This window comes from Paenibacillus sp. MZ04-78.2, from assembly GCF_024213375.1.
Lineage (GTDB): Bacteria > Bacillota > Bacilli > Paenibacillales > NBRC-103111 > Paenibacillus_G.
Genome location: NZ_JANAVJ010000003.1, coordinates 159259 through 176638, shown reverse-complemented (window position 1 = coordinate 176638; position 17380 = coordinate 159259). Strand labels below are relative to the sequence as shown.

22 protein-coding genes and 1 tRNA gene are annotated in these 17380 nt (G+C 52.8%); all 23 read left to right on the top strand.

All coding sequences use genetic code 11. The features are described from left to right. Positions 1 to 34: 34 nt before the first annotated feature. The 23 genes from rpsA to NLX71_RS03860 all read left to right on the top strand — a co-directional run bounded on the left by rpsA (position 35) and on the right by NLX71_RS03860 (position 17376). Positions 35 to 1252, top strand: coding sequence for a 30S ribosomal protein S1 (gene rpsA, locus NLX71_RS03970; RefSeq protein ID WP_254362191.1), 1218 nt, complete (start codon positions 35 to 37; stop codon positions 1250 to 1252). Between the two features lie 51 nt (positions 1253 to 1303). After that, complete coding sequence (gene fni, locus NLX71_RS03965; protein WP_254362296.1) at positions 1304 to 2356, top strand: type 2 isopentenyl-diphosphate Delta-isomerase; 1053 nt, start codon at positions 1304 to 1306, stop codon at positions 2354 to 2356. 76 nt (positions 2357 to 2432) lie between these two features. Beyond that, the gene (locus tag NLX71_RS03960; protein WP_483874622.1) at positions 2433 to 3071 is read left to right on the top strand and encodes a YphA family membrane protein; all 639 of its coding nucleotides are present in this window, start codon (positions 2433 to 2435) and stop codon (positions 3069 to 3071) included. 43 nt (positions 3072 to 3114) lie between these two features. Further along, positions 3115 to 4029 carry a YIEGIA family protein gene (locus NLX71_RS03955; RefSeq protein WP_254362295.1) on the top strand — a complete coding sequence of 305 codons (915 nt, stop codon included), beginning with the start codon at positions 3115 to 3117 and terminating at the stop codon, positions 4027 to 4029. 6 nt (positions 4030 to 4035) lie between these two features. Then, the gene (locus NLX71_RS03950) at positions 4036 to 4218 is read left to right on the top strand and encodes a capping complex subunit for YIEGIA (RefSeq protein WP_254362189.1); all 183 of its coding nucleotides are present in this window, start codon (positions 4036 to 4038) and stop codon (positions 4216 to 4218) included. A 178-nt stretch (positions 4219 to 4396) separates the two neighbouring features. Continuing rightward, complete coding sequence (gene der / locus NLX71_RS03945; protein WP_254362188.1) at positions 4397 to 5719, top strand: ribosome biogenesis GTPase Der; 1323 nt, start codon at positions 4397 to 4399, stop codon at positions 5717 to 5719. A gap of 12 nt (positions 5720 to 5731) precedes the next feature. Further along, entirely contained in the window at positions 5732 to 6331 is a 600-nt protein-coding gene (gene plsY, locus NLX71_RS03940) for a glycerol-3-phosphate 1-O-acyltransferase PlsY (protein ID WP_302058061.1), read from the top strand. A gap of 24 nt (positions 6332 to 6355) precedes the next feature. After that, entirely contained in the window at positions 6356 to 7405 is a 1050-nt protein-coding gene (locus tag NLX71_RS03935) for an NAD(P)H-dependent glycerol-3-phosphate dehydrogenase (protein WP_254362186.1), read from the top strand. 82 nt (positions 7406 to 7487) lie between these two features. Then, the gene (locus NLX71_RS03930) at positions 7488 to 7766 is read left to right on the top strand and encodes a stage VI sporulation protein F (RefSeq protein ID WP_254362185.1); all 279 of its coding nucleotides are present in this window, start codon (positions 7488 to 7490) and stop codon (positions 7764 to 7766) included. A gap of 113 nt (positions 7767 to 7879) precedes the next feature. Next, positions 7880 to 8059, top strand: a complete 180-nt coding sequence (locus NLX71_RS03925) for a DUF2768 family protein (protein ID WP_254362184.1) — start codon at positions 7880 to 7882, stop codon at positions 8057 to 8059. 15 nt (positions 8060 to 8074) lie between these two features. Beyond that, a complete protein-coding gene (locus tag NLX71_RS03920; RefSeq protein WP_254362183.1) occupies positions 8075 to 8368 on the top strand; it encodes a 2Fe-2S iron-sulfur cluster-binding protein in 294 nt (97 codons plus the stop codon). A 27-nt stretch (positions 8369 to 8395) separates the two neighbouring features. After that, positions 8396 to 9010, top strand: coding sequence for a nucleotidyltransferase domain-containing protein (locus NLX71_RS03915; protein WP_254362182.1), 615 nt, complete (start codon positions 8396 to 8398; stop codon positions 9008 to 9010). Positions 9011 to 9026: 16 nt separating this feature from the next. Next, positions 9027 to 9368 (top strand): 2Fe-2S iron-sulfur cluster-binding protein, encoded by a 342-nt coding sequence (locus NLX71_RS03910; RefSeq protein WP_254362181.1) that lies wholly within the window; start codon positions 9027 to 9029, stop codon positions 9366 to 9368. Further along, the gene (locus NLX71_RS03905; RefSeq protein WP_254362180.1) at positions 9368 to 10093 is read left to right on the top strand and encodes a hypothetical protein; all 726 of its coding nucleotides are present in this window, start codon (positions 9368 to 9370) and stop codon (positions 10091 to 10093) included. Before NLX71_RS03910 ends, NLX71_RS03905 begins: the two co-directional genes overlap by 1 nt. A 256-nt stretch (positions 10094 to 10349) precedes the next feature. Then, positions 10350 to 11828, top strand: coding sequence for a stage IV sporulation protein A (gene spoIVA / locus NLX71_RS03900; RefSeq protein WP_254362179.1), 1479 nt, complete (start codon positions 10350 to 10352; stop codon positions 11826 to 11828). A gap of 193 nt (positions 11829 to 12021) precedes the next feature. Beyond that, positions 12022 to 12294 (top strand): HU family DNA-binding protein, encoded by a 273-nt coding sequence (locus NLX71_RS03895; RefSeq protein ID WP_010494971.1) that lies wholly within the window; start codon positions 12022 to 12024, stop codon positions 12292 to 12294. Positions 12295 to 12458: 164 nt separating this feature from the next. Next, a tRNA-Pro gene (locus tag NLX71_RS03890) sits at positions 12459 to 12532 on the top strand. Positions 12533 to 12701: 169 nt separating this feature from the next. Then, entirely contained in the window at positions 12702 to 13610 is a 909-nt protein-coding gene (gene hprK, locus NLX71_RS03885) for an HPr(Ser) kinase/phosphatase (protein ID WP_254362178.1), read from the top strand. Between the two features lie 196 nt (positions 13611 to 13806). Continuing rightward, a complete protein-coding gene (locus NLX71_RS03880; RefSeq protein WP_254362177.1) occupies positions 13807 to 14733 on the top strand; it encodes a phosphatase PAP2 family protein in 927 nt (308 codons plus the stop codon). 89 nt (positions 14734 to 14822) lie between these two features. Next, on the top strand, positions 14823 to 15044 hold the full coding sequence (mtrB, locus tag NLX71_RS03875; RefSeq protein ID WP_254362176.1) for a trp RNA-binding attenuation protein MtrB: 222 nt from the start codon (positions 14823 to 14825) through the stop codon (positions 15042 to 15044). 107 nt (positions 15045 to 15151) lie between these two features. Further along, positions 15152 to 15673, top strand: coding sequence for a hypothetical protein (locus NLX71_RS03870; RefSeq protein ID WP_254362175.1), 522 nt, complete (start codon positions 15152 to 15154; stop codon positions 15671 to 15673). Between the two features lie 88 nt (positions 15674 to 15761). Beyond that, the gene (locus NLX71_RS03865) at positions 15762 to 16625 is read left to right on the top strand and encodes a heptaprenyl diphosphate synthase component 1 (protein ID WP_254362174.1); all 864 of its coding nucleotides are present in this window, start codon (positions 15762 to 15764) and stop codon (positions 16623 to 16625) included. 10 nt (positions 16626 to 16635) lie between these two features. Beyond that, positions 16636 to 17376 (top strand): demethylmenaquinone methyltransferase, encoded by a 741-nt coding sequence (locus NLX71_RS03860; RefSeq protein ID WP_302058060.1) that lies wholly within the window; start codon positions 16636 to 16638, stop codon positions 17374 to 17376. The last annotated feature ends 4 nt before the right edge of the window (positions 17377 to 17380 follow it).

The following is a 17380-nucleotide window of genomic DNA, read 5'->3' as shown; positions in this document are numbered from 1 at the left end:
ACGTTGTCAGGTTGTTTAAGGAGGGTAATTGGACATGTCAGAAGAAATGAAATTTGATCAAGAAGTTCAATCCGCAGAGGTATCTCAGGAAGAGTCCATGGCGAATGTCACCATCATTAAAAAAGGTGACATCGTTACCGGCAAAGTCATTAAAGTGGATGCGGATCAAGCGGTTGTCGACGTAGGCTACAAATACGACGGCATCGTGTCTGTGCGCGAGCTTTCGTCCGTCCAATTGGACAATGCGGAAGAGATCGTACAAGTCGGTCAAGACGTCGAACTGAAAGTTCTTACCATCGATGACAACAAGGAAAAGCTCGTGCTTTCCAAACGCGCCATCGACAGCGAGAAATCGTGGGAGAAGCTTGCGGCGGACATGGAAAACAAAACGATCCTTGAAGCGAAAGTCGCCGAAGTGGTGAAAGGCGGTCTTGTCGTTGATGTAGGTCTGCGCGGATTCGTTCCGGCTTCCATGGTTGAGCGCACGTTCGTCGAAGATTTCAGCGATTACAAAGGTCGCACGCTGCGTCTGCGCGTAAAAGAAATGGACCGCGAGAAAAACAAGGTCATTCTTTCTCAAAAAGACGTGCTGGATGAAGAAATCGAAGCGAAAAAGCAAGAGACGATTGCGAAACTGTCGGTCGGTCAAGAACTGACGGGTACGGTTCAACGTTTGACGCAATTCGGCGCTTTTGTCGATGTCGGCGGCGTGGACGGACTCGTTCATATCTCCGAGATGGCTTGGCATCATGTCGAGCACGCGTCCGAAGTTGTGAAAGAAGGCGACCAAGTCCGCGTTCAAGTTCTGAAATTGGACCCGGCCAACGAGCGCATCTCCTTGAGCATCAAAGCAACGCAGCCGGGACCTTGGGAGTCCGTGAAAAACAAGATCAATATCGGAGATATCGTTACCGGTACGGTTAAACGGATCGTGCAATTCGGCGCATTCATCGAAGTGGCTCCGGGTGTTGAGGGCTTGGTTCATATTTCCCAAATCGCACACCGCCACATCGCAACGCCGTTCGAAGTGCTGAAAGAGGGTCAAGAGGTTCAAGTGAAAGTGTTGGATATGAACCCGGACGAGAAGCGCATTTCGCTCAGCATCAAAGAAACGGAAGAAGCGCCGGCCCGCGAACCGAGAGCCGAAAGAGAGCGTGCACCGAAACGGGAATCCGTTTCCCACGAAGAACTCCAAGGCCTGAACCTGACGCTCGGCGAGCGTTTTGGCGACAAGCTGAGCAAATTCAAGTAAACCGCTGTCTATAGACGAAAAGAGGAATCAGGGGTGCGCATACCGCGAAAAATGGAGCATGTTCATCATGCGCTCCGGCTTGGGCAAAGCGGCGAGCAGGGCTTCCGCGACATTAAGCTGGTCCATAATTGTCTCCCCGGTATTTCTTCGGAATCCATAGTATTGCATACCCGAATCGGCGAACTCCTATTGAGCTCGCCGATTGTTATTAATGCGATGACCGGAGGAGCCCGGGAGACCGAAGAAATTAACCGGGAGCTTGCCGTCGCCGCTCGTGAGACGGGGCTGGCAATGGCCGTAGGCTCGCAGATGGCTGCGATCAAAAACCCGGAGACAGACGCAAGCTACCGTATCGTAAGAAAGACGAACCCACACGGCGTCGTGTTTGGCAATCTCGGCAGCGAAGCGACGCTGGAGCAGGCGTTAAAAGCAGTGGATATGCTGCAAGCCGATGCGCTTCAAATCCACCTCAACGTGATGCAGGAGCTGATCATGCCCGAAGGGGACCGGGATTTCCAGGGAATGCTCGAACGAATCCGGACGATTGTCGAACGGGCGGGCGTCCCCGTTATCGTCAAGGAGGTCGGCTTCGGCATGGTGCGGGAGAGCGCCGAGAAGCTGATTGGCTGCGGGGTTGGAGGTATCGATGTCGGGGGAGCGGGCGGTACTAATTTCGCCGCAATCGAGAATGCCCGGCGCGATCTTCCGATGGACTGGCTGAACGATTGGGGCTGCAAGACCAGCATCGCGCTGTTGGAAGTATTGGAGGCTAAACGTCGTATGAAGCGGCCGGACGTGGCAGTCGTGGCGACAGGCGGCATTACAGGCGCGCTTGAGATTTGCAAAGCTTTAACGCTCGGAGCCTCCGCGGTCGGTATGGCTGGAGCCGTGCTGCGCGTGCTTCGTACATTGGGGACCGAAGCGTTGATCGGACAAATCGCGTCATGGCATCACGAGCTCCGGCTGCTGATGACGGCGTTGGGCGCATCCCGAATTGAAGCTTTGCACGAACTTCCGGTCGTCATTACATCGGAAACGGCAGAGTGGTGCTCAGTACGGGGAATCGATGTCTCTGTCTACGCAAGGCGATCGGGTTATGCTTAAGGCTTGACTAAAACTAAATAAAGAAAGCCATACTAAGGAAAAAGAGGAACAAGCTTTTTTCTGCGGGTGAGAGCGAATGAATGCGGGTTACGTGTCCTTATTGCTAATCGTCGTTGCGCTGATTTTGTTCGCGAGTGGCTGGAAGAACGTCATATTAAGAGGTATTACTCCTACGAGTCTACTTCTTTTTTTTATGCTTTGGATATTGTTTATGCGGTGGAGCACGGACTGGGGCGGGATTCGGGTATACGGCTGCACGCTGCTGCTGCTGGCTGTTTCGCTCGGGGTCATGGTCCGCACGCCAAGTTTTTTGTATCGGTTCCATTTGCTCTCCATCGCCCTGCTGCTCGGGTCGGTCTATTTCTTCCTGAGGGAGACGCTGCATCTGATGCCCGCGGTCATCTGGTTCAGCTCAGAATGGACCATTGCCGCAAGCGTCGGTTTTTTGGCAGCGGCGCTGCTGCGATGGCCGCTGCTGCAGATCGCAGGACTGTCGCTCGGACTGCTGATCGGCGATGTCATGTTGGCCTGCGCGCACCGGGAACAGATGGGGATGACGCTCGGGCAAGCGGAATTTCAAGACGCGTGGTGGCTGACGGCCTTTGCAGCCCGAGGTTGTTCTCTACTGCTGGAAGGGATGGTCGCTGGGACCAAACGGGCATTTAAGCGTGCGCGGCAAAGGATTAGGGCGGACAGTGAGCCGGAGAACGATTGACAGATGGAAGCTATCACTCTGGAAGGAAGGAGACGCGATCGACGTGTGGATTTGGCTGGTGGAGCAAAAATATACCGTAGGAATCATATTGGGCGTCATGTTCGGTGTGCTGGCACGGCTGACGATGCTGCGGACCGATTACCGGCAATATCCGACTTATCCTCACGGCAAAATCATTCATCTTTCCTTGGGCGTCATCGCGGCGGGGCTCGGCTCGGTCGCCGTCCCTTCGCTGCTGGATAAGAACTATACGGCCATGACGTTCTTGGCTATGGCGGCGCAGCAGTTCCGGGACGTCCGCAATATGGAGCGCCAGACGCTGAGCAAGATCGACGGCCTGGAGCTGGTGCCGCGTGGCGCGACCTATATCGAAGGGATTGCGATGGTGTTTGAAGGCCGCAACTATTTGGTCATTTTTACCGCGTTCGCTACGGCGTTCTTCAGCATCGTGTTCCCCTGGTACTGGGGGTTTGTGGCCGGTATTGCCGCAATTTTGGTCACCAATATATTTAAGACAGGCAAAACCTTGTCGGCGATTGCAAATGTAAACATCGGCCAGGTGCGGCTGGACGGGCCCAATCTGTTCGTAGACGACATTTATATCATGAACGTCGGATTAAGCGATACACAAAACGTCATCCGGACGAATGCCATCGGCATCGTGCTTGTACCCAAAAACAAAAATGCCCGGGTTACCTTGGCTAACCCGGGACAGCGGCAAGCGCTGCTCCATGACGTGTCTACGATCATGGGCGTCCATCGAGACCAAGGCGAACCGGCGCTTGTTCCGTTGGCCAAGCTGAACATGAATGACGGACGGCTCGCGGTGCTGCTGCTTCCGCAGGAGCACGATCCGGAGAAGGCCCGGCAAGTCGCGATGAACTCGCCGGTGCTGGAAAGCGCCGTGCGGATGCCGAGCGAAGCTCATGTGCAAAATGGCGGAAAAGCGGGAGGATAGCGCGTTATGGGACAAATTATGGCGGTAGTGGCAACGGAAGCAAACCGGCAAACGGTGGCGGGCGGAGCTCCGATCTTTATCGCGGACGATGCCAATCAGCAGCAGCAAGTAGCCTTTAAGCTGGAAAAAATTTTGGATTCGGCGGCTCACGATTTGGAGAACGGGATCGTTATTTTAGTGAAGCATTAACGGTTGGAAGGCTGCCCGCTAACGTTTCGTTCATTTACTTGTGAATTCGATTTTGATATAATATCAGAGCTTGCAAGCCTTGAATACAGGCTTGTCTTTGTACATAACGTCCCTTGGCCGAACGGGCGGAGGGAGACATGAAGCAACATTGCGGTAGTCGAAGAAGGGAATGAAGTGCATGGCAAGACCAATCATAGCGATTGTCGGCCGTCCGAATGTGGGCAAATCTACGGTATTTAACCGTATTATCGGCGATAAGCTGGCTATTGTGGAAGATAAACCGGGAGTTACCCGGGACCGGCTGTACGGCAGGGGAGAATGGCTGGACACCGAGTTCAGCGTCATCGACACCGGCGGGATTGAGATCGACGGGGAAGATCAGATCATGAAGTCCGTACGCGTTCAAGCGGAGCTTGCCATCGAGGAAGCGGACGTCATCGTGTTTATGGTGGATGCCAAAGCGGGCATTACGCCGGCAGACAGCGAAGTCGCAGAAATGCTGTTCCGGGCGAAAAAGCCGGTTATCGTCGCCGTCAACAAGGTGGACAATCTGAAGCGGATGGACGATATTTACGAGTTCTACAGCCTCGGCTTCGGCGAAGTCGTCGGCATCTCCGGCTCTCACGGTACGGGAATCGGCGACTTGCTCGACGAGGTGATCAAGCATTTTCCGGACACGAGCGAGGAAGAGTACGGCGAGGACGTGATCAAGGTTGCTTTGATCGGCCGGCCGAACGTCGGGAAATCGTCGCTCGTCAACGCCATCTTGGGAGAAGAGCGCGTCATCGTCAGCAATGTCGCCGGGACGACGCGTGACGCGATCGATACGCCTTTTGAGAAGGACGGACAAAAGTACGTCATTATTGATACGGCGGGGATGCGCAAGCGCGGCAAAGTATACGAGACGACGGAGAAATACAGCGTCATGCGCGCCATGAAGGCGATCGAGCGGGCGGACGTCGTGCTGGTCGTCATCGACGGCGAAGAAGGCATCATCGAGCAGGATAAGCATGTCGCAGGGTATGCGCACGAGGCGGGCAAAGCGGCGATCTTCGTTGTGAACAAATGGGATATCGTGGAAAAAGACGATAAAACGATGCTTCAATTCACGCAAAAAATCCGCGATCATTTTTTGTTTATGACCTATGCTCCCGTCGTGTTTTTGTCGGCCATGACGAAGCAGCGGCTGCATAAGCTGTTCCCGGTCGTGACCAATGTGGCCGAGCAGCATGCGGCGCGCGTGGCGACGCATGTGCTGAACGACGTCGTGTCCGATGCCGTGGCCATCAACCCGCCGCCGACGGATAAAGGGAAACGACTGCGTATCAATTATGCGACGCAGGTGGCGGTCAAGCCTCCGACCATCGTTTTCTTCGTCAACGATCCGGAACTGATGCATTTCTCCTATCAGAGATATTTGGAAAATAAGATTCGCGGCGCGTTCGGTTTCGAGGGAACGCCTCTGCGTATGTTCACGCGTCGCAAATCGGACGACGAATAGGAGAGAACCGTGTTGATTAGCTTGCTCTCACTTTTGATCGGTTATTTGATCGGCTCGATCAGCTTCAGTTTTTTGGCAGGCAAACTGCTCAAAGGCATCGATATACGCGAACACGGAAGCGGGAACGCGGGGGCGACGAATACGCTGCGGGTGCTCGGCAAAGGGCCGGGCATCGCAGTGCTTCTCTTGGATGTATTGAAGGGCGTGGCGGCCGTCTGGATCGGCACATGGCTAAGCGGGAGCGATCCGCTGTTCGAAGTGCTTGCGGGGATCAGCGTCATCGTCGGGCACAACTGGCCGGTGTTTTTCGGGTTTCGGGGAGGCAAGGGCATTGCCACGACGATCGGAGTGATGGTGACGCTTGTCTTTTTGCCTGCGCTTATCGCCGGGATTGTTGCTATTGTTTCTATTGCTATTACACGTTACGTTTCTCTGGGATCTCTATTGTTTACCGCACTTTTGCCGATCTTGATCTGGTTTATCGCCGGTTCCTGGGAAGTTTTCGCGCTCAGCCTGCTTCTATTCGTATTCGCTTGGTTCAAGCACCGGAGCAATATTGTGAAGCTGTTAAAAGGACAAGAGAACAAGCTTGGCGCCAAAAAGCAAGCTTGACGAAATAAACGGAGGTGTTCGTTTATGCCGGTTTCCGGTAAAACCGCCGTACTGGTAGCGGGAAGTTGGGGAACGGCCATTGCCTCGGTACTGGCGGATAACGGCCGCGACGTGCTGCTATGGTCTCGCAACCGCGACCAGGTACGGGAAATTAACGAGGAGCACCGCAACAGCCGGTTTTTGCCCGAGGTTTTGTTGTCTTCGCGGATTCGGGCGACCGATTCGATGGAAGAAGCCGTGAAAGATGCGGAAGCCGTCGTGGTTGTAGCGCCGTCCTCGGCCATGCGGGATATCGCTGGTCAGCTTGAACCGCATTTGAGCCCCGATTCGCTTCTGGTCCACGCGACCAAAGGGTTCGAGGCCGGAAGCTTAAAGCGCATGAGCGAAGTGCTGGCGGAAGAGCTGACATCCTACGATTCTAACCGGCTGGTCGCGCTGTCCGGGCCAAGCCATGCGGAAGAGGTCATCCGGCAATGCCCGACTACGGTCGTCGTTGCTTCGCTGGACAAAGAAGCAGCCGAGCAAGCGCAGGATTTGTTGATCAACTCGTATTTTCGCGTATATACGAACCCGGACGTCATCGGTGTCGAGGTTGGCGGCGCGCTCAAAAATATTATTGCGCTCGGAGCGGGTCTCAGCGACGGGTTGGACTTCGGAGATAACGCCAAAGCGGCTCTGCTTACCCGGGGACTGGCCGAAATCGCCAGACTTGGGACGGCGATGGGGGCGAGTCCGTTAACGTTCGCGGGATTGGCCGGAATCGGAGATTTGGTGGTTACGTGCACGAGCAGGCACAGCCGCAACTGGCGGGCCGGATCGATGCTGGCACAGGAATATTCGCTGGAAGAAGTGCTTCAGCGGATGGGAATGGTCGTAGAAGGCGTCAAAACGACGCAGGCCGCCTATCAGCTGTCCCGGCACTATGAGATTTCCATGCCGATTACGGAACAGCTGTACCACGTCCTGTTTAACGGGAAAAACCCGAAAACGGCCGTAGAGCATTTGATGGGACGCGGGCCCCGGCACGAAACCGAAGAAATCGCCGACGATTCTCAAAACGGTTGGCTTCGTTAAGGCAAGCGCCTATACCGAAGGCAACTTTTCCACATATACTACCTCAGGCTTTATTGCATAACCAGTCTGAGGAGGGACGATGATGGCAGATAATAACATGCCGAAAGACGTGCTCAATGTGGTTAAGAAAAAAACCGGCAAAAGTGTCTCCGAGAAAGATATATACAAGCTTGCGAACGGGGTAAAGCCGTCCACGCTGCAGAGCGATACGCAGCTGCGGCAGCTGATTAAGCAAGTGGCGGGCCTTGTGAATGTTCCCGTTTCGGATCAAACGACGAAAGAGCTGATCCAAGCCATTAAAAGCAGCAAAGTGAGTACGGACAATTTGGAACAGCTCATGAAGATGATCATGAAGAAGTAAAGTGACATTTTTAACAGTTTTATGGCATGAGCCGCCGGTCAAGCGCGCTTATGCTTTTTTTGTGTTATGATGGTTTCAATTACGTTACCATGCTAGGGGTTGGAAAATATATTATGTCGCCGTTGGACAAAATGTGGGCATCTTTTATTGCAATCGGTCTCATGGTTCTCGCTTCGCTGTTGATCACGTTTGCGAGAAATAAAACGACGGGCATCATCCGGTTCGTGCTGTCGCTGGTCGCGTTCCTGATGTTTATCCCGATCTTTATTTATATGGTCGTATCCCTATTTTAAGGAGTTTGGCTGTCTATGATAACTTTAAAAGGACGCAGAGTAACGAAATCGGTCGAACCGGTGACCGGGTTCACGATCTTGGATTTGGCGCTGAAGGCGGAAGTGGACTGGGGGTTCTCCTGCATGAGGGGCACCTGCTCGCGCTGCCGCTGTCAAGTAAACGAGGGGATGGAGCATTTGAACGCTCCGACGGACGAGGAGCTGGACAATTTGGAGCCGGAAGAGCTGGAACAAGGCTTTCGGTTAGGTTGTCAGGCGAAAGTAAAAAACGAGGGCCTGATTGCCGTTGCGCATAAGCCTTATTTTTGACCATTTTGCTTAGCATAGGATGATAAAATGAATACTCAACAACTTGGCACGATATCGGAACCGCTCAAGGCGATATTTTCCGAGCTTGCCGTACATACACGGGAATCTGACTCCATTTGGTTGGTCGGCGGCAGCACCGGACTGCTGCTGCAAGGCGTGGAGCTTAACGCGCTTCCCCGGGACTTGGATATCTACGCTGACCGGCGCGATGCGGAGGCTTTGCATATGGCGCTCCGACAGTTCGCGACTGACGAACAGACGGAGAGTGAAACGCCCATTTACCGATCGATCCTCAGCCATTATGAGATGAACGGCGTAAAGGTGGAACTGGTCGGGGCTTTTGAGGTACGGGCGATGGACAGCGAATATCGCGTGGAAGCCGAGTATTTGTCGCGAACGCATGCGTCTGCTGTTTCGTATGGCGAGGGAGAGGCCGTCCGGTTAATGCCGCTGGCTCACGAACTGGTGTTTAACGTGCTGAGGGATCGCCCGGACCGTTATGAAGCGATTGCAAGGGTGTGCCGAGTCCGGGAGCCGGAGCGTCACAGGCTGGTTCTCGATGATTTGATTGCCCGCAACCGCTTTAGCGGGGAGCTCGCCGACAGGCTGCGTACACTGCTCGACCCGATAGCGGCGAGTTAACGGAAGGAGAGCGCGTATGGCCGCGAAAGTTACTTTTTTACCTGACAACAAAACGTTGGAAGCAAGGCCGGGCACGACGCTTCTGGACGCGGCACGGCGCGCCCGCGTGCATATCCGTACCCGGTGCGGGGGCAAGGCGGCTTGTCTGATGTGCAAGGTTCGCGTGACGGAGAACGCCGGCACGGGGCTGGCCGAGCCGAACCGCAATGAGGCGCTGAAGCTCGGTGGCTTGCAACAGGAAGGCTATCGTCTCGCCTGCCAGGCGAAAATCACCGGGCCTGTTACGGTGCTCGTGCCGGAGGACCCGTTAAAGAGCGCTATACGCAAGCAGTTGGAGAAGCAGGAGGAGGAATGGTGATGAAGCGTTGGCTGCAGGCAGCGTCTTTGCTGCTGGTCTGCGCGTTGCTCGGCGGCTGCATGTATCCGAAGGAGATGCGCAAGGAAAGCCAGATCGCGAGCGGTGAATATGTGATCGTCGTTCAGAACGCGGTCGATCAATTTAAGGCGAAAACCGGTGTGCTGCCGATCAAAAACTTCGAGGCGACCACGCCGCTATATGAACAATATCTGATCGATTTTAAAAAGCTGAAGGGGCGTTATATCAGCGAAGTGCCGCTCAACGCGTTCGAGAATGGCGGGACGGCGACCTACGTCCTGATCGATGCGGAGACGAAGCCGACGGTCAAGATGATGGACCTGCCTTCGTTCCAGCAGACGGTTGAACTGCAGCAGGAGGTGGACCGTTACAAGTCGAAGACGGGCACGCTGCCGACAGGGGAAGCGATCGCTCCCGGCTTTTTCGCCATCGATTACGCCAAGCTGAACCGGAAGCCTCTGGAAGTGACCAGCATGTATACGCGCTCGGTAAAGCTTCCTTTTTTGATGAGCGAAGCGGGTCAGGTCGCCATCGATTACGCGCCTGAAATGATGCGGCTTATCGATAAGAAGCAGCTTCAAAGCCGTCTTGACGCAAAGCAGGATTTGCGCGCGCTGCTCGTTCAGGAATCGTATTTCGTCCCCGCGCGCTCGTTTGCTTATATGTGGAAAGACAATAAACCGGTTCCCGTCCCGGAATCATTCTAAACCTAACCTCTATCAACCTTCCAGCCAAGGTGATAGAGGTTTTTTTTCTTGTCATAGCTAGAATAATCGTAGAATCTCCTACATATATTTGTCAGGGATGAAGTTAAGGACGCAAGCGGCGAACACGGTAAAGCCGGATTTCCGGCGAAAATTATTTCTGCGCCTGTCATCATATTTTGAACCGCCGTACATATATTTGTACTAGTCCAAAGCGTGTACGAGTTTCGTCTTAAACAACCTGTAGGAGGGATTCTCATTGGAAAAAGTGGATATCTTTAAGGACATTGCAGAGCGTACTGGCGGGGATATTTACCTGGGGGTCGTTGGAGCGGTCCGTACGGGAAAATCAACGTTCATCAAGCGCTTTATGGAGTCGATCGTGCTGCCGAACATCCAGAATGAAGCCGACCGGATCCGGGCAACCGACGAATTGCCGCAAAGCGCCGCCGGACGGACGATTATGACGACGGAGCCGAAATTCGTACCGAACAATGCCGTGCAGCTGCATGTTGCTGAAGGACTGAATGTCAACGTTCGACTGGTCGACTGCGTCGGGTATGTAGTCGAAGGCGCCAAAGGATATGAGGATGAGAATGGCCCCAGGATGATCAATACGCCGTGGTTCGATGAAGCGATTCCGTTTCAGGAAGCCGCGGAAATCGGCACGCGCAAGGTGATTCAGGAGCATGCGACGCTTGGCGTCGTCATTACGACGGACGGCTCGATCGCCGAAATTCCGCGCACCTCCTACGTGGATGCGGAAGAACGCATCATTAACGAACTGAAGGAAGTCGGAAAGCCGTTCATCGTCATCGTGAACTCCACCCGCCCGCAGAGCGATGCCGTGATTGAACTGCGCAACGAGCTGCAGGCGAAGCACGACGTGCCGGTCGTGGCGATGAGCGTTGCCAATATGAGTGAGGACGACATGATGTCTGTGCTTCGCGAAGTGCTGTACGAATTCCCGGTTCACGAGGTCAATGTGAATCTGCCCAGCTGGGTCATGGTGTTGGAGGAGAACCATTGGCTCCGTTCCAGCTTTGAGAACTCCGTCCGTGAGACGGTTCAGGACATTCGCAGGCTCCGCGACGTGGATCGGGTCGTCAGTCATTTCGAGGAATACGAATTTATCGATAAAGCGGCGCTGGCCGGAATGAATATGGGGCAAGGGGTCGCGGAAATCGATTTGTACGCGCCCGACGAGCTGTATGACCGCATTCTTATGGAGGTCGTCGGCGTGGAAATCCGCGGCAAGGATCACCTGCTGCAGCTCATGCAGGATTTTACGCATGCCAAGCGCGAGTATGATCACTTCGCCGAAGCGCTCGAAATGGTCAAAACGACTGGCTACGGGATCGCCCCACCGACGCTCGAGGAGATGGCGCTCGACGAACCGGAGCTCATCCGGCAAGGCTCCCGCTTCGGCGTCCGGCTCAAGGCGACGGCGCCGTCGATTCATATGATCCGCGTTGACGTGGAGTCGGAATTCTCGCCGATTATCGGGACAGAGAAACAAAGCGAGGAGCTCGTTCGTTACTTGATGCAGGATTTCGAGGACAACCCGCTCAAAATCTGGGAATCCGATATTTTCGGACGGTCGCTGCACTCGATCGTACGTGAAGGCATTCAAGGCAAGCTGGCCATGATGCCGGATAACGCGCGCTACAAGCTTCAGGAAACGCTTGGACGGATTATAAACGAAGGCTCCGGCGGCCTCATTGCGATTATTTTGTGAGAGGATTCTCCTTTTTCGTGAAAAATGCACTCCGAAGGGTGCATTTTTTGTGTTTGCACTTGAAAATGGTTAACGCCTGTATTACTATAATCTTGTTTCTTCACCTTTGCATCGTTCCGAATGTATATTTTTCAGCGAAACGGTTAACAAAGAAAGTAACAGGATTCGTTTGTTTCGGGGGGAGGTGAATCGCATGAATAAATCCGATTTGATCAATAAGGTAGCGGAGTCCACTGAGCTTTCCAAAAAGGACGCAACTAAAGCGGTTGAAGCCGTCTTCGAAGCCATTTCCGAGGCGCTTCAAAGCGGAGATAAGGTGCAATTGGTCGGATTTGGAAACTTCGAAGTTCGTGAGCGTTCCGCCCGTAAAGGCCGCAACCCACAAACCGGCGAAGAAATCGAAATTCCTTCCAGTAAAATCCCGGCCTTCAGACCTGGCAAAGCACTGAGAGACGGAATCCAGTAAGCTCTTGCGGCTTTTAGGCTTTCTACATAATGGAGCCGGTCCACCGGCTCGAAAAGGCGCTCGAATGCGATTCGGGCGTTTTCTTTTCTTTGGAAAAATCCTTTACAATTGATAGGGTATAAGATATAATATTCTTTGCCGGATTTTTTTACCGGGATCATTTTCGGGGTATGGCGCAGTCTGGTAGCGCGCACCCTTGGGGTGGGTGAGGCCGTGGGTTCGAATCCCGCTACTCCGATAGTATGTTGTGATCGAATCGCTTTCTTCGCGGATGAATCCCGTCGGAGGAAGCGATTTTTGTTTTCTATTCACAGGTTGGGAAGCCGAAGAGGGAAATGCTCTCTTATGTAGAATTAGTTAGCATATTCCGTTTGGCATAGTCGTAGAAGGCGAAGGGGGATGAACGGGTGAAAGCTGTAACCGTAGAAGATTTGGTAAAACGATTTTCGATGGAAGTACTGGCCGGGGCCACGCAGCTTCATCGAACGATTTCCAAGACGAGCGTGCACCGTCCGGGATTGGAATTTGTCGGGTATTTCGATTTTTTCTCGCAGTCCCACCTGCAGGTGCTGGGCCTTAAAGAAATTACTTACTTACATACGCTTACGGAAGAGGAACGCAATGAGCGTATCGGAAACATCGTGAAGTATCATCCGCCGTGCTTTGTCGTAACCCGCAATCAGGAAGGGCTAAAATATTTGATGAAATATTGCGAGGAAGAGGATATCCCCTTATTGCGGACGCCTCAGCCGACGACCAAATTCATCGAGCTGGTGGACGCTTTCTTGACGAAATCGATGGCGCCGGAGATTGCCGTACACGGGGTTTGCGTTAACGTATCCGGGATCGGCATTCTGCTCCGGGGCAAATCCGGGGTAGGTAAAAGCGAGACGGCGCATACGCTCATACGGCGGGGACACCGGCTGGTGGCCGATGATATCGTGGTGCTTAAAAAGATCAGCCCGGAGACGCTTCTCGGCACGCATAACGGGAAGACAAAAGAGTTTCTCGCTCTCCGCAGCATCGGACTTATCAATGTTTCCCGTCTGTACGGCCGCAAAGCGTTTCAGGACGAGACGAGGATCGTTCTCGACATCGAGCTGACAAAGTGGCAGGACAATGCGCTCAATAACGATTTGGAGCTGGCCCCGAAGTTCTCGGATTATATGGACATCAAGATTCCGCACATCGAGATCCAGCTTCAACCGGGCCGGGACGTGGCTGGCTTGGTCGAAGCGGCAGCCAACAACTGGTATCTCCGACAGCAAGGCTACAGCGCGGCAGAGGATTTTATGAAGCGTCTGCAAGAGGAGTGAAAAAGCGGCGCTTCTTGGCGAAGCACAAGCGACACGGGACATTTGCCCCGTGTTTTTTTAATTCTGAAGGTTTTCTTAAATGTAAAAAAATTATGAAGCATAATCTTCGTCTTTTTGATATACTTAGTTGACCTATTTCAAGAAATGGTTATGCAGCAAGCAGGTTAGGTACAGTATTTAGGGGGAGTTACCGATAATGTCAGAAAAACTTAGACGATGGTCGAACGCAAACGATTGGAAGATGTACGGCATTTTGGCATCGATCTTTTTGATTTGGCGGATCGGCGTGGTCGGCAATTGGAGTTTTGAATGCTGGGTCTTGCTTTTTATATGTCTGATGGGCGTCCGGAAAGATCAGATTGATGTCGATTGGAAACGTTTTTTTGTGGTAGGAATCCCACTTCTTGGCATCTTCTTTTACTTCTATGGCTCCGGCAAAGGAATATGGTTTGATATTGCCAACTGGATGTTTGAAAATAATCGTCACCCATGGACTTGGGATAGCATGATGAACAGCATTCCCCTCAACGATGCGTCATGGGCCCGGGCGATCAACCACCCGCTGCTCGATCGAATCTTGGTATGGATTTACAACTACGGCTTCGTGCTCTCACTCTGGATTTGCATTGTCCGAAGCTATTGGACCAAGAGCGTTAAAAAGATGATGTCCTACGCCTTATCCGGACACTTGATGCAGTTCCCGCTCATCCTGCCGTTTTACAACTTGATTTTGCTTCGCGAGGTATGGTGGGTCAAAGGGCAGCCTGACTTGCTCGGGCGGAATTTCGCCTCGGAAAACGAGATGCTGGTCACTGTCATGAACTGCTTCCCGAGCATGCATACGTCGATTTCGTTTGCCATGCTGTTGTTGGCGCTTCGGGAAAAAGACCGGATATTCAAATACATGATGGTTACTTATTGCTCCGCGATCATTTTCTCGACGATGTATTTGCAGATTCACTGGGTGCTCGACGTTATTGCGGGCATGCTGTTCGCTTACGGTGTCGTCAAGCTTGCCGATTTGATCATCCATCTGGTTTCCAAGCTCATACCGAGCCGTTTCAAAGAGTTCTACAACAAAAAAGATCAAGCTTACGCGACAGAGAAAACGATAGCCGCCTAAGAGGGCGGCTTTTCTCTTGAGTTGACAGCACGAGTATTTTTCTGCATGATAAAGGTAATTGGACAGATTAGCCCTGGGGGGGAATCAGGATGGACACGAATCAAAATGAATATTTTGTGGTAAAAGCCAAGGAAAACGGAGTGCAGGTCATTGGGTTGACGAGAGGACAGGACACCCGGTTTCATCATACGGAAAAGTTGGATAAAGGCGAGGTCATGATCGCTCAATTTACAGAACATACATCAGCTATCAAAATCCGCGGGAAAGCCGTTGTGGTCACGAAATTCGGCATGATCGACACGGAGGAATAATTTTTCGGATAGCGGCAGGCATAGCCTGCTTTTTTTCGTTGTACAATGTAACAGACAGGGCATAAGCCAAGCATTCGGACCCCGTCAAAAGGAGGAAGCGGTTCGGGATGAAATGGGCTCCCCGTTTGTTGATCATAACAGCTTTATCGGTAGCGGTAGCGTCGGCTTTGTCTTATTTGTCACAGCTGGATGAGGGCTTTAGCGTGTTTCGAAGCGTTAAGGCGCATCCCGTATCCGAAAACAATATTGTTGACGTCGTATCAAGGATGCAGCTCCATTTAAGAATTCGCCGGGTGGAGGTTAATCATGCCGTTGTGTCGATCGATTTGCTGGCCGTAAAAACGAGCGAAAAATCCGACATGCTCAGCGATATGTACGAGGTGCCGACGATGATGTTCGCTTCGTCTACGAATATCAATCAGGTGTTGGTCCGCGTGCTGGATGCTTCCGGGGACCGGGAAGGGAATCCCCAGCCACTCGCAGCGGTGGACGCCAGACGGGAGAAATGGCTGCCGAACGAAGCGGGATTCCGCTCCAGAAACGCGGAAGAGCTGCAGCAGTATTTGGATACTCGTTTTCGGATGACGTATACCTCGAAATGGCAGGAGCGTTTTACTCCAAAAAGCTGATCCGGGATATGCGAAAATAATTTGATTATGCTATAATAGTTTAGATTGCGAGTGAAGAGATTTTTCTTATCGGTTCGGAGGCTTACATATGAACACTTATCGGATTCCGGAGATGGCCAAGAAATACACGGAGTATGACATGATTCAAAAGCATACGGATCTGCCGCTCTTTCCCGAATTCCGCACCCGGCTTCTGTATGCTTTTTTAAATAAACACAGCACATTAGCCGGACACAGCGAGCTCTACACGCTTGTGACGTCCCTTGTACAGCTTGGTCTGGATACGCATGATATGGTCAGCGTAACCAATGACGCCAAGGAGCAGAAATCCGCCCGCTCCCGGCAGCTCAAGGTGCTTGCGGGAGACTACTTCAGCAGCCGTTTTTATTACCTGCTGTCTCATTCCGGACAGATCGATTTAGTCGGGATATTATCCGCAGCGATATGCGAAGCCAACCGCCTCAAAATGAACCTGTACCTCAAGATGAAGCAGCTGAAGCTTACGGCCGATGAATACATTCGGCAGTCGGTAGAAGTGAAGGCGCAATTGTTTCTTTCCTTCGCCAATCTGCTTGAGGAGCGGTTTTACACCGTTTGGCCCGAGGTGCTTTGCATGTTTACCCGCTGCGAGGTGCTGCTTCAGGAAATCGTCCGGTCCGAATCGTCTCAGCCGTATCGGGATAGCTGGGGCTTTTGGCATGTTCTGCAGCAGGCGACACGGGAAGAAAAGAAGCTGCTGCAAAGTGAGGAACCGGACCCGGCAAAATGGCGCTCGCTATGGCTGAAGTACAAGGTAACGCCGCAGCTGCACCAAATGCTCGATGCCTGCATGAAGGAGCTTCAGGAAAAGCTGCAAGCGCTTGAGCCGGAGAAATTAGGCAAAGAGCTGCAGTCGATCGGCGAACCGTTCCGCCGGTACTTATCGGCCCCGCGGGCGACTCAAGAAGTTTGAGGTGATACTTATGGAAATGAAATCGACCAAGGAACAGTTCGTTCATTCCGTCTTTGAAAGCATCGCGCCGAAGTACGACTTGATGAACGACATTTTGAGCTTCCGCCGGCATAAAGCCTGGAGAAGCTTTACGATGAAGAAAATAAACGTCAAGCCGGGAGCAACGGCGATTGATCTGTGCTGCGGCACCGCCGATTGGACGATCAGCCTCGCTAAAGCGAGCGGCACCGGCAATATCGTAGGCCTTGATTTTAGCCAGAACATGCTGGATGTAGGCGACGAAAAGGTCAAGCGGCTCGGTATGGACAAGCAAATCAAGCTCGTGCAAGGCAATGCCATGGCGCTTCCGTTCGAGGATCATTCGTTCGATTATGCGACGATCGGCTTTGCGCTCCGCAATGTGCCCGATGTGGTCAAGGTCATCGAGGAAATGCAGCGAGTGGTAAAGCCCGGGGGAATGGTTATCTCGCTTGAGCTGTCCAAGCCGACCTGGCAGCCGTTCAAATCGATTTATTATTTTTATTTTCAAAAGGTTCTGCCGCTGCTCGGCAAACTGATCGTCAAACGGTACGAGCAATACAAATGGCTGCCGGAATCGCTTAAGAGCTTCCCGGACCATAAGGAGCTCGCCGACATTTTCCGAAAGACCGGTTTGACCCGCGTCGAGGCTTACCCACTGACCGGCGGGATCGCGGCGCTTCACATCGGCATTAAGCCGCAAGCGGCAAATGGATCTAAGGGAGATGTCTGACAAC

Bases quoted from the DNA above. Each gene is read 5' to 3' on its own strand.
- rpsA (WP_254362191.1), top strand. From the start codon at position 35: ATGTCAGAAGAAATGAAATTTGATCAAGAAGTTCAATCCGCAGAGGTA.
- fni (WP_254362296.1), top strand. From the start codon at position 1,304: ATGGAGCATGTTCATCATGCGCTCCGGCTTGGGCAAAGCGGCGAGCAG.
- NLX71_RS03960 (WP_483874622.1), top strand. From the start codon at position 2,433: ATGAATGCGGGTTACGTGTCCTTATTGCTAATCGTCGTTGCGCTGATT.
- NLX71_RS03950 (WP_254362189.1), top strand. From the start codon at position 4,036: ATGGGACAAATTATGGCGGTAGTGGCAACGGAAGCAAACCGGCAAACG.
- der (WP_254362188.1), top strand. From the start codon at position 4,397: ATGGCAAGACCAATCATAGCGATTGTCGGCCGTCCGAATGTGGGCAAA.
- NLX71_RS03935 (WP_254362186.1), top strand. From the start codon at position 6,356: ATGCCGGTTTCCGGTAAAACCGCCGTACTGGTAGCGGGAAGTTGGGGA.
- NLX71_RS03930 (WP_254362185.1), top strand. From the start codon at position 7,488: ATGGCAGATAATAACATGCCGAAAGACGTGCTCAATGTGGTTAAGAAA.
- NLX71_RS03925 (WP_254362184.1), top strand. From the start codon at position 7,880: ATGTCGCCGTTGGACAAAATGTGGGCATCTTTTATTGCAATCGGTCTC.
- NLX71_RS03920 (WP_254362183.1), top strand. From the start codon at position 8,075: ATGATAACTTTAAAAGGACGCAGAGTAACGAAATCGGTCGAACCGGTG.
- NLX71_RS03915 (WP_254362182.1), top strand. From the start codon at position 8,396: ATGAATACTCAACAACTTGGCACGATATCGGAACCGCTCAAGGCGATA.
- NLX71_RS03910 (WP_254362181.1), top strand. From the start codon at position 9,027: ATGGCCGCGAAAGTTACTTTTTTACCTGACAACAAAACGTTGGAAGCA.
- NLX71_RS03905 (WP_254362180.1), top strand. From the start codon at position 9,368: ATGAAGCGTTGGCTGCAGGCAGCGTCTTTGCTGCTGGTCTGCGCGTTG.
- NLX71_RS03895 (WP_010494971.1), top strand. From the start codon at position 12,022: ATGAATAAATCCGATTTGATCAATAAGGTAGCGGAGTCCACTGAGCTT.
- NLX71_RS03880 (WP_254362177.1), top strand. From the start codon at position 13,807: ATGTCAGAAAAACTTAGACGATGGTCGAACGCAAACGATTGGAAGATG.
- mtrB (WP_254362176.1), top strand. From the start codon at position 14,823: ATGGACACGAATCAAAATGAATATTTTGTGGTAAAAGCCAAGGAAAAC.
- NLX71_RS03870 (WP_254362175.1), top strand. From the start codon at position 15,152: ATGAAATGGGCTCCCCGTTTGTTGATCATAACAGCTTTATCGGTAGCG.
- NLX71_RS03865 (WP_254362174.1), top strand. From the start codon at position 15,762: ATGAACACTTATCGGATTCCGGAGATGGCCAAGAAATACACGGAGTAT.
- NLX71_RS03860 (WP_302058060.1), top strand. From the start codon at position 16,636: ATGGAAATGAAATCGACCAAGGAACAGTTCGTTCATTCCGTCTTTGAA.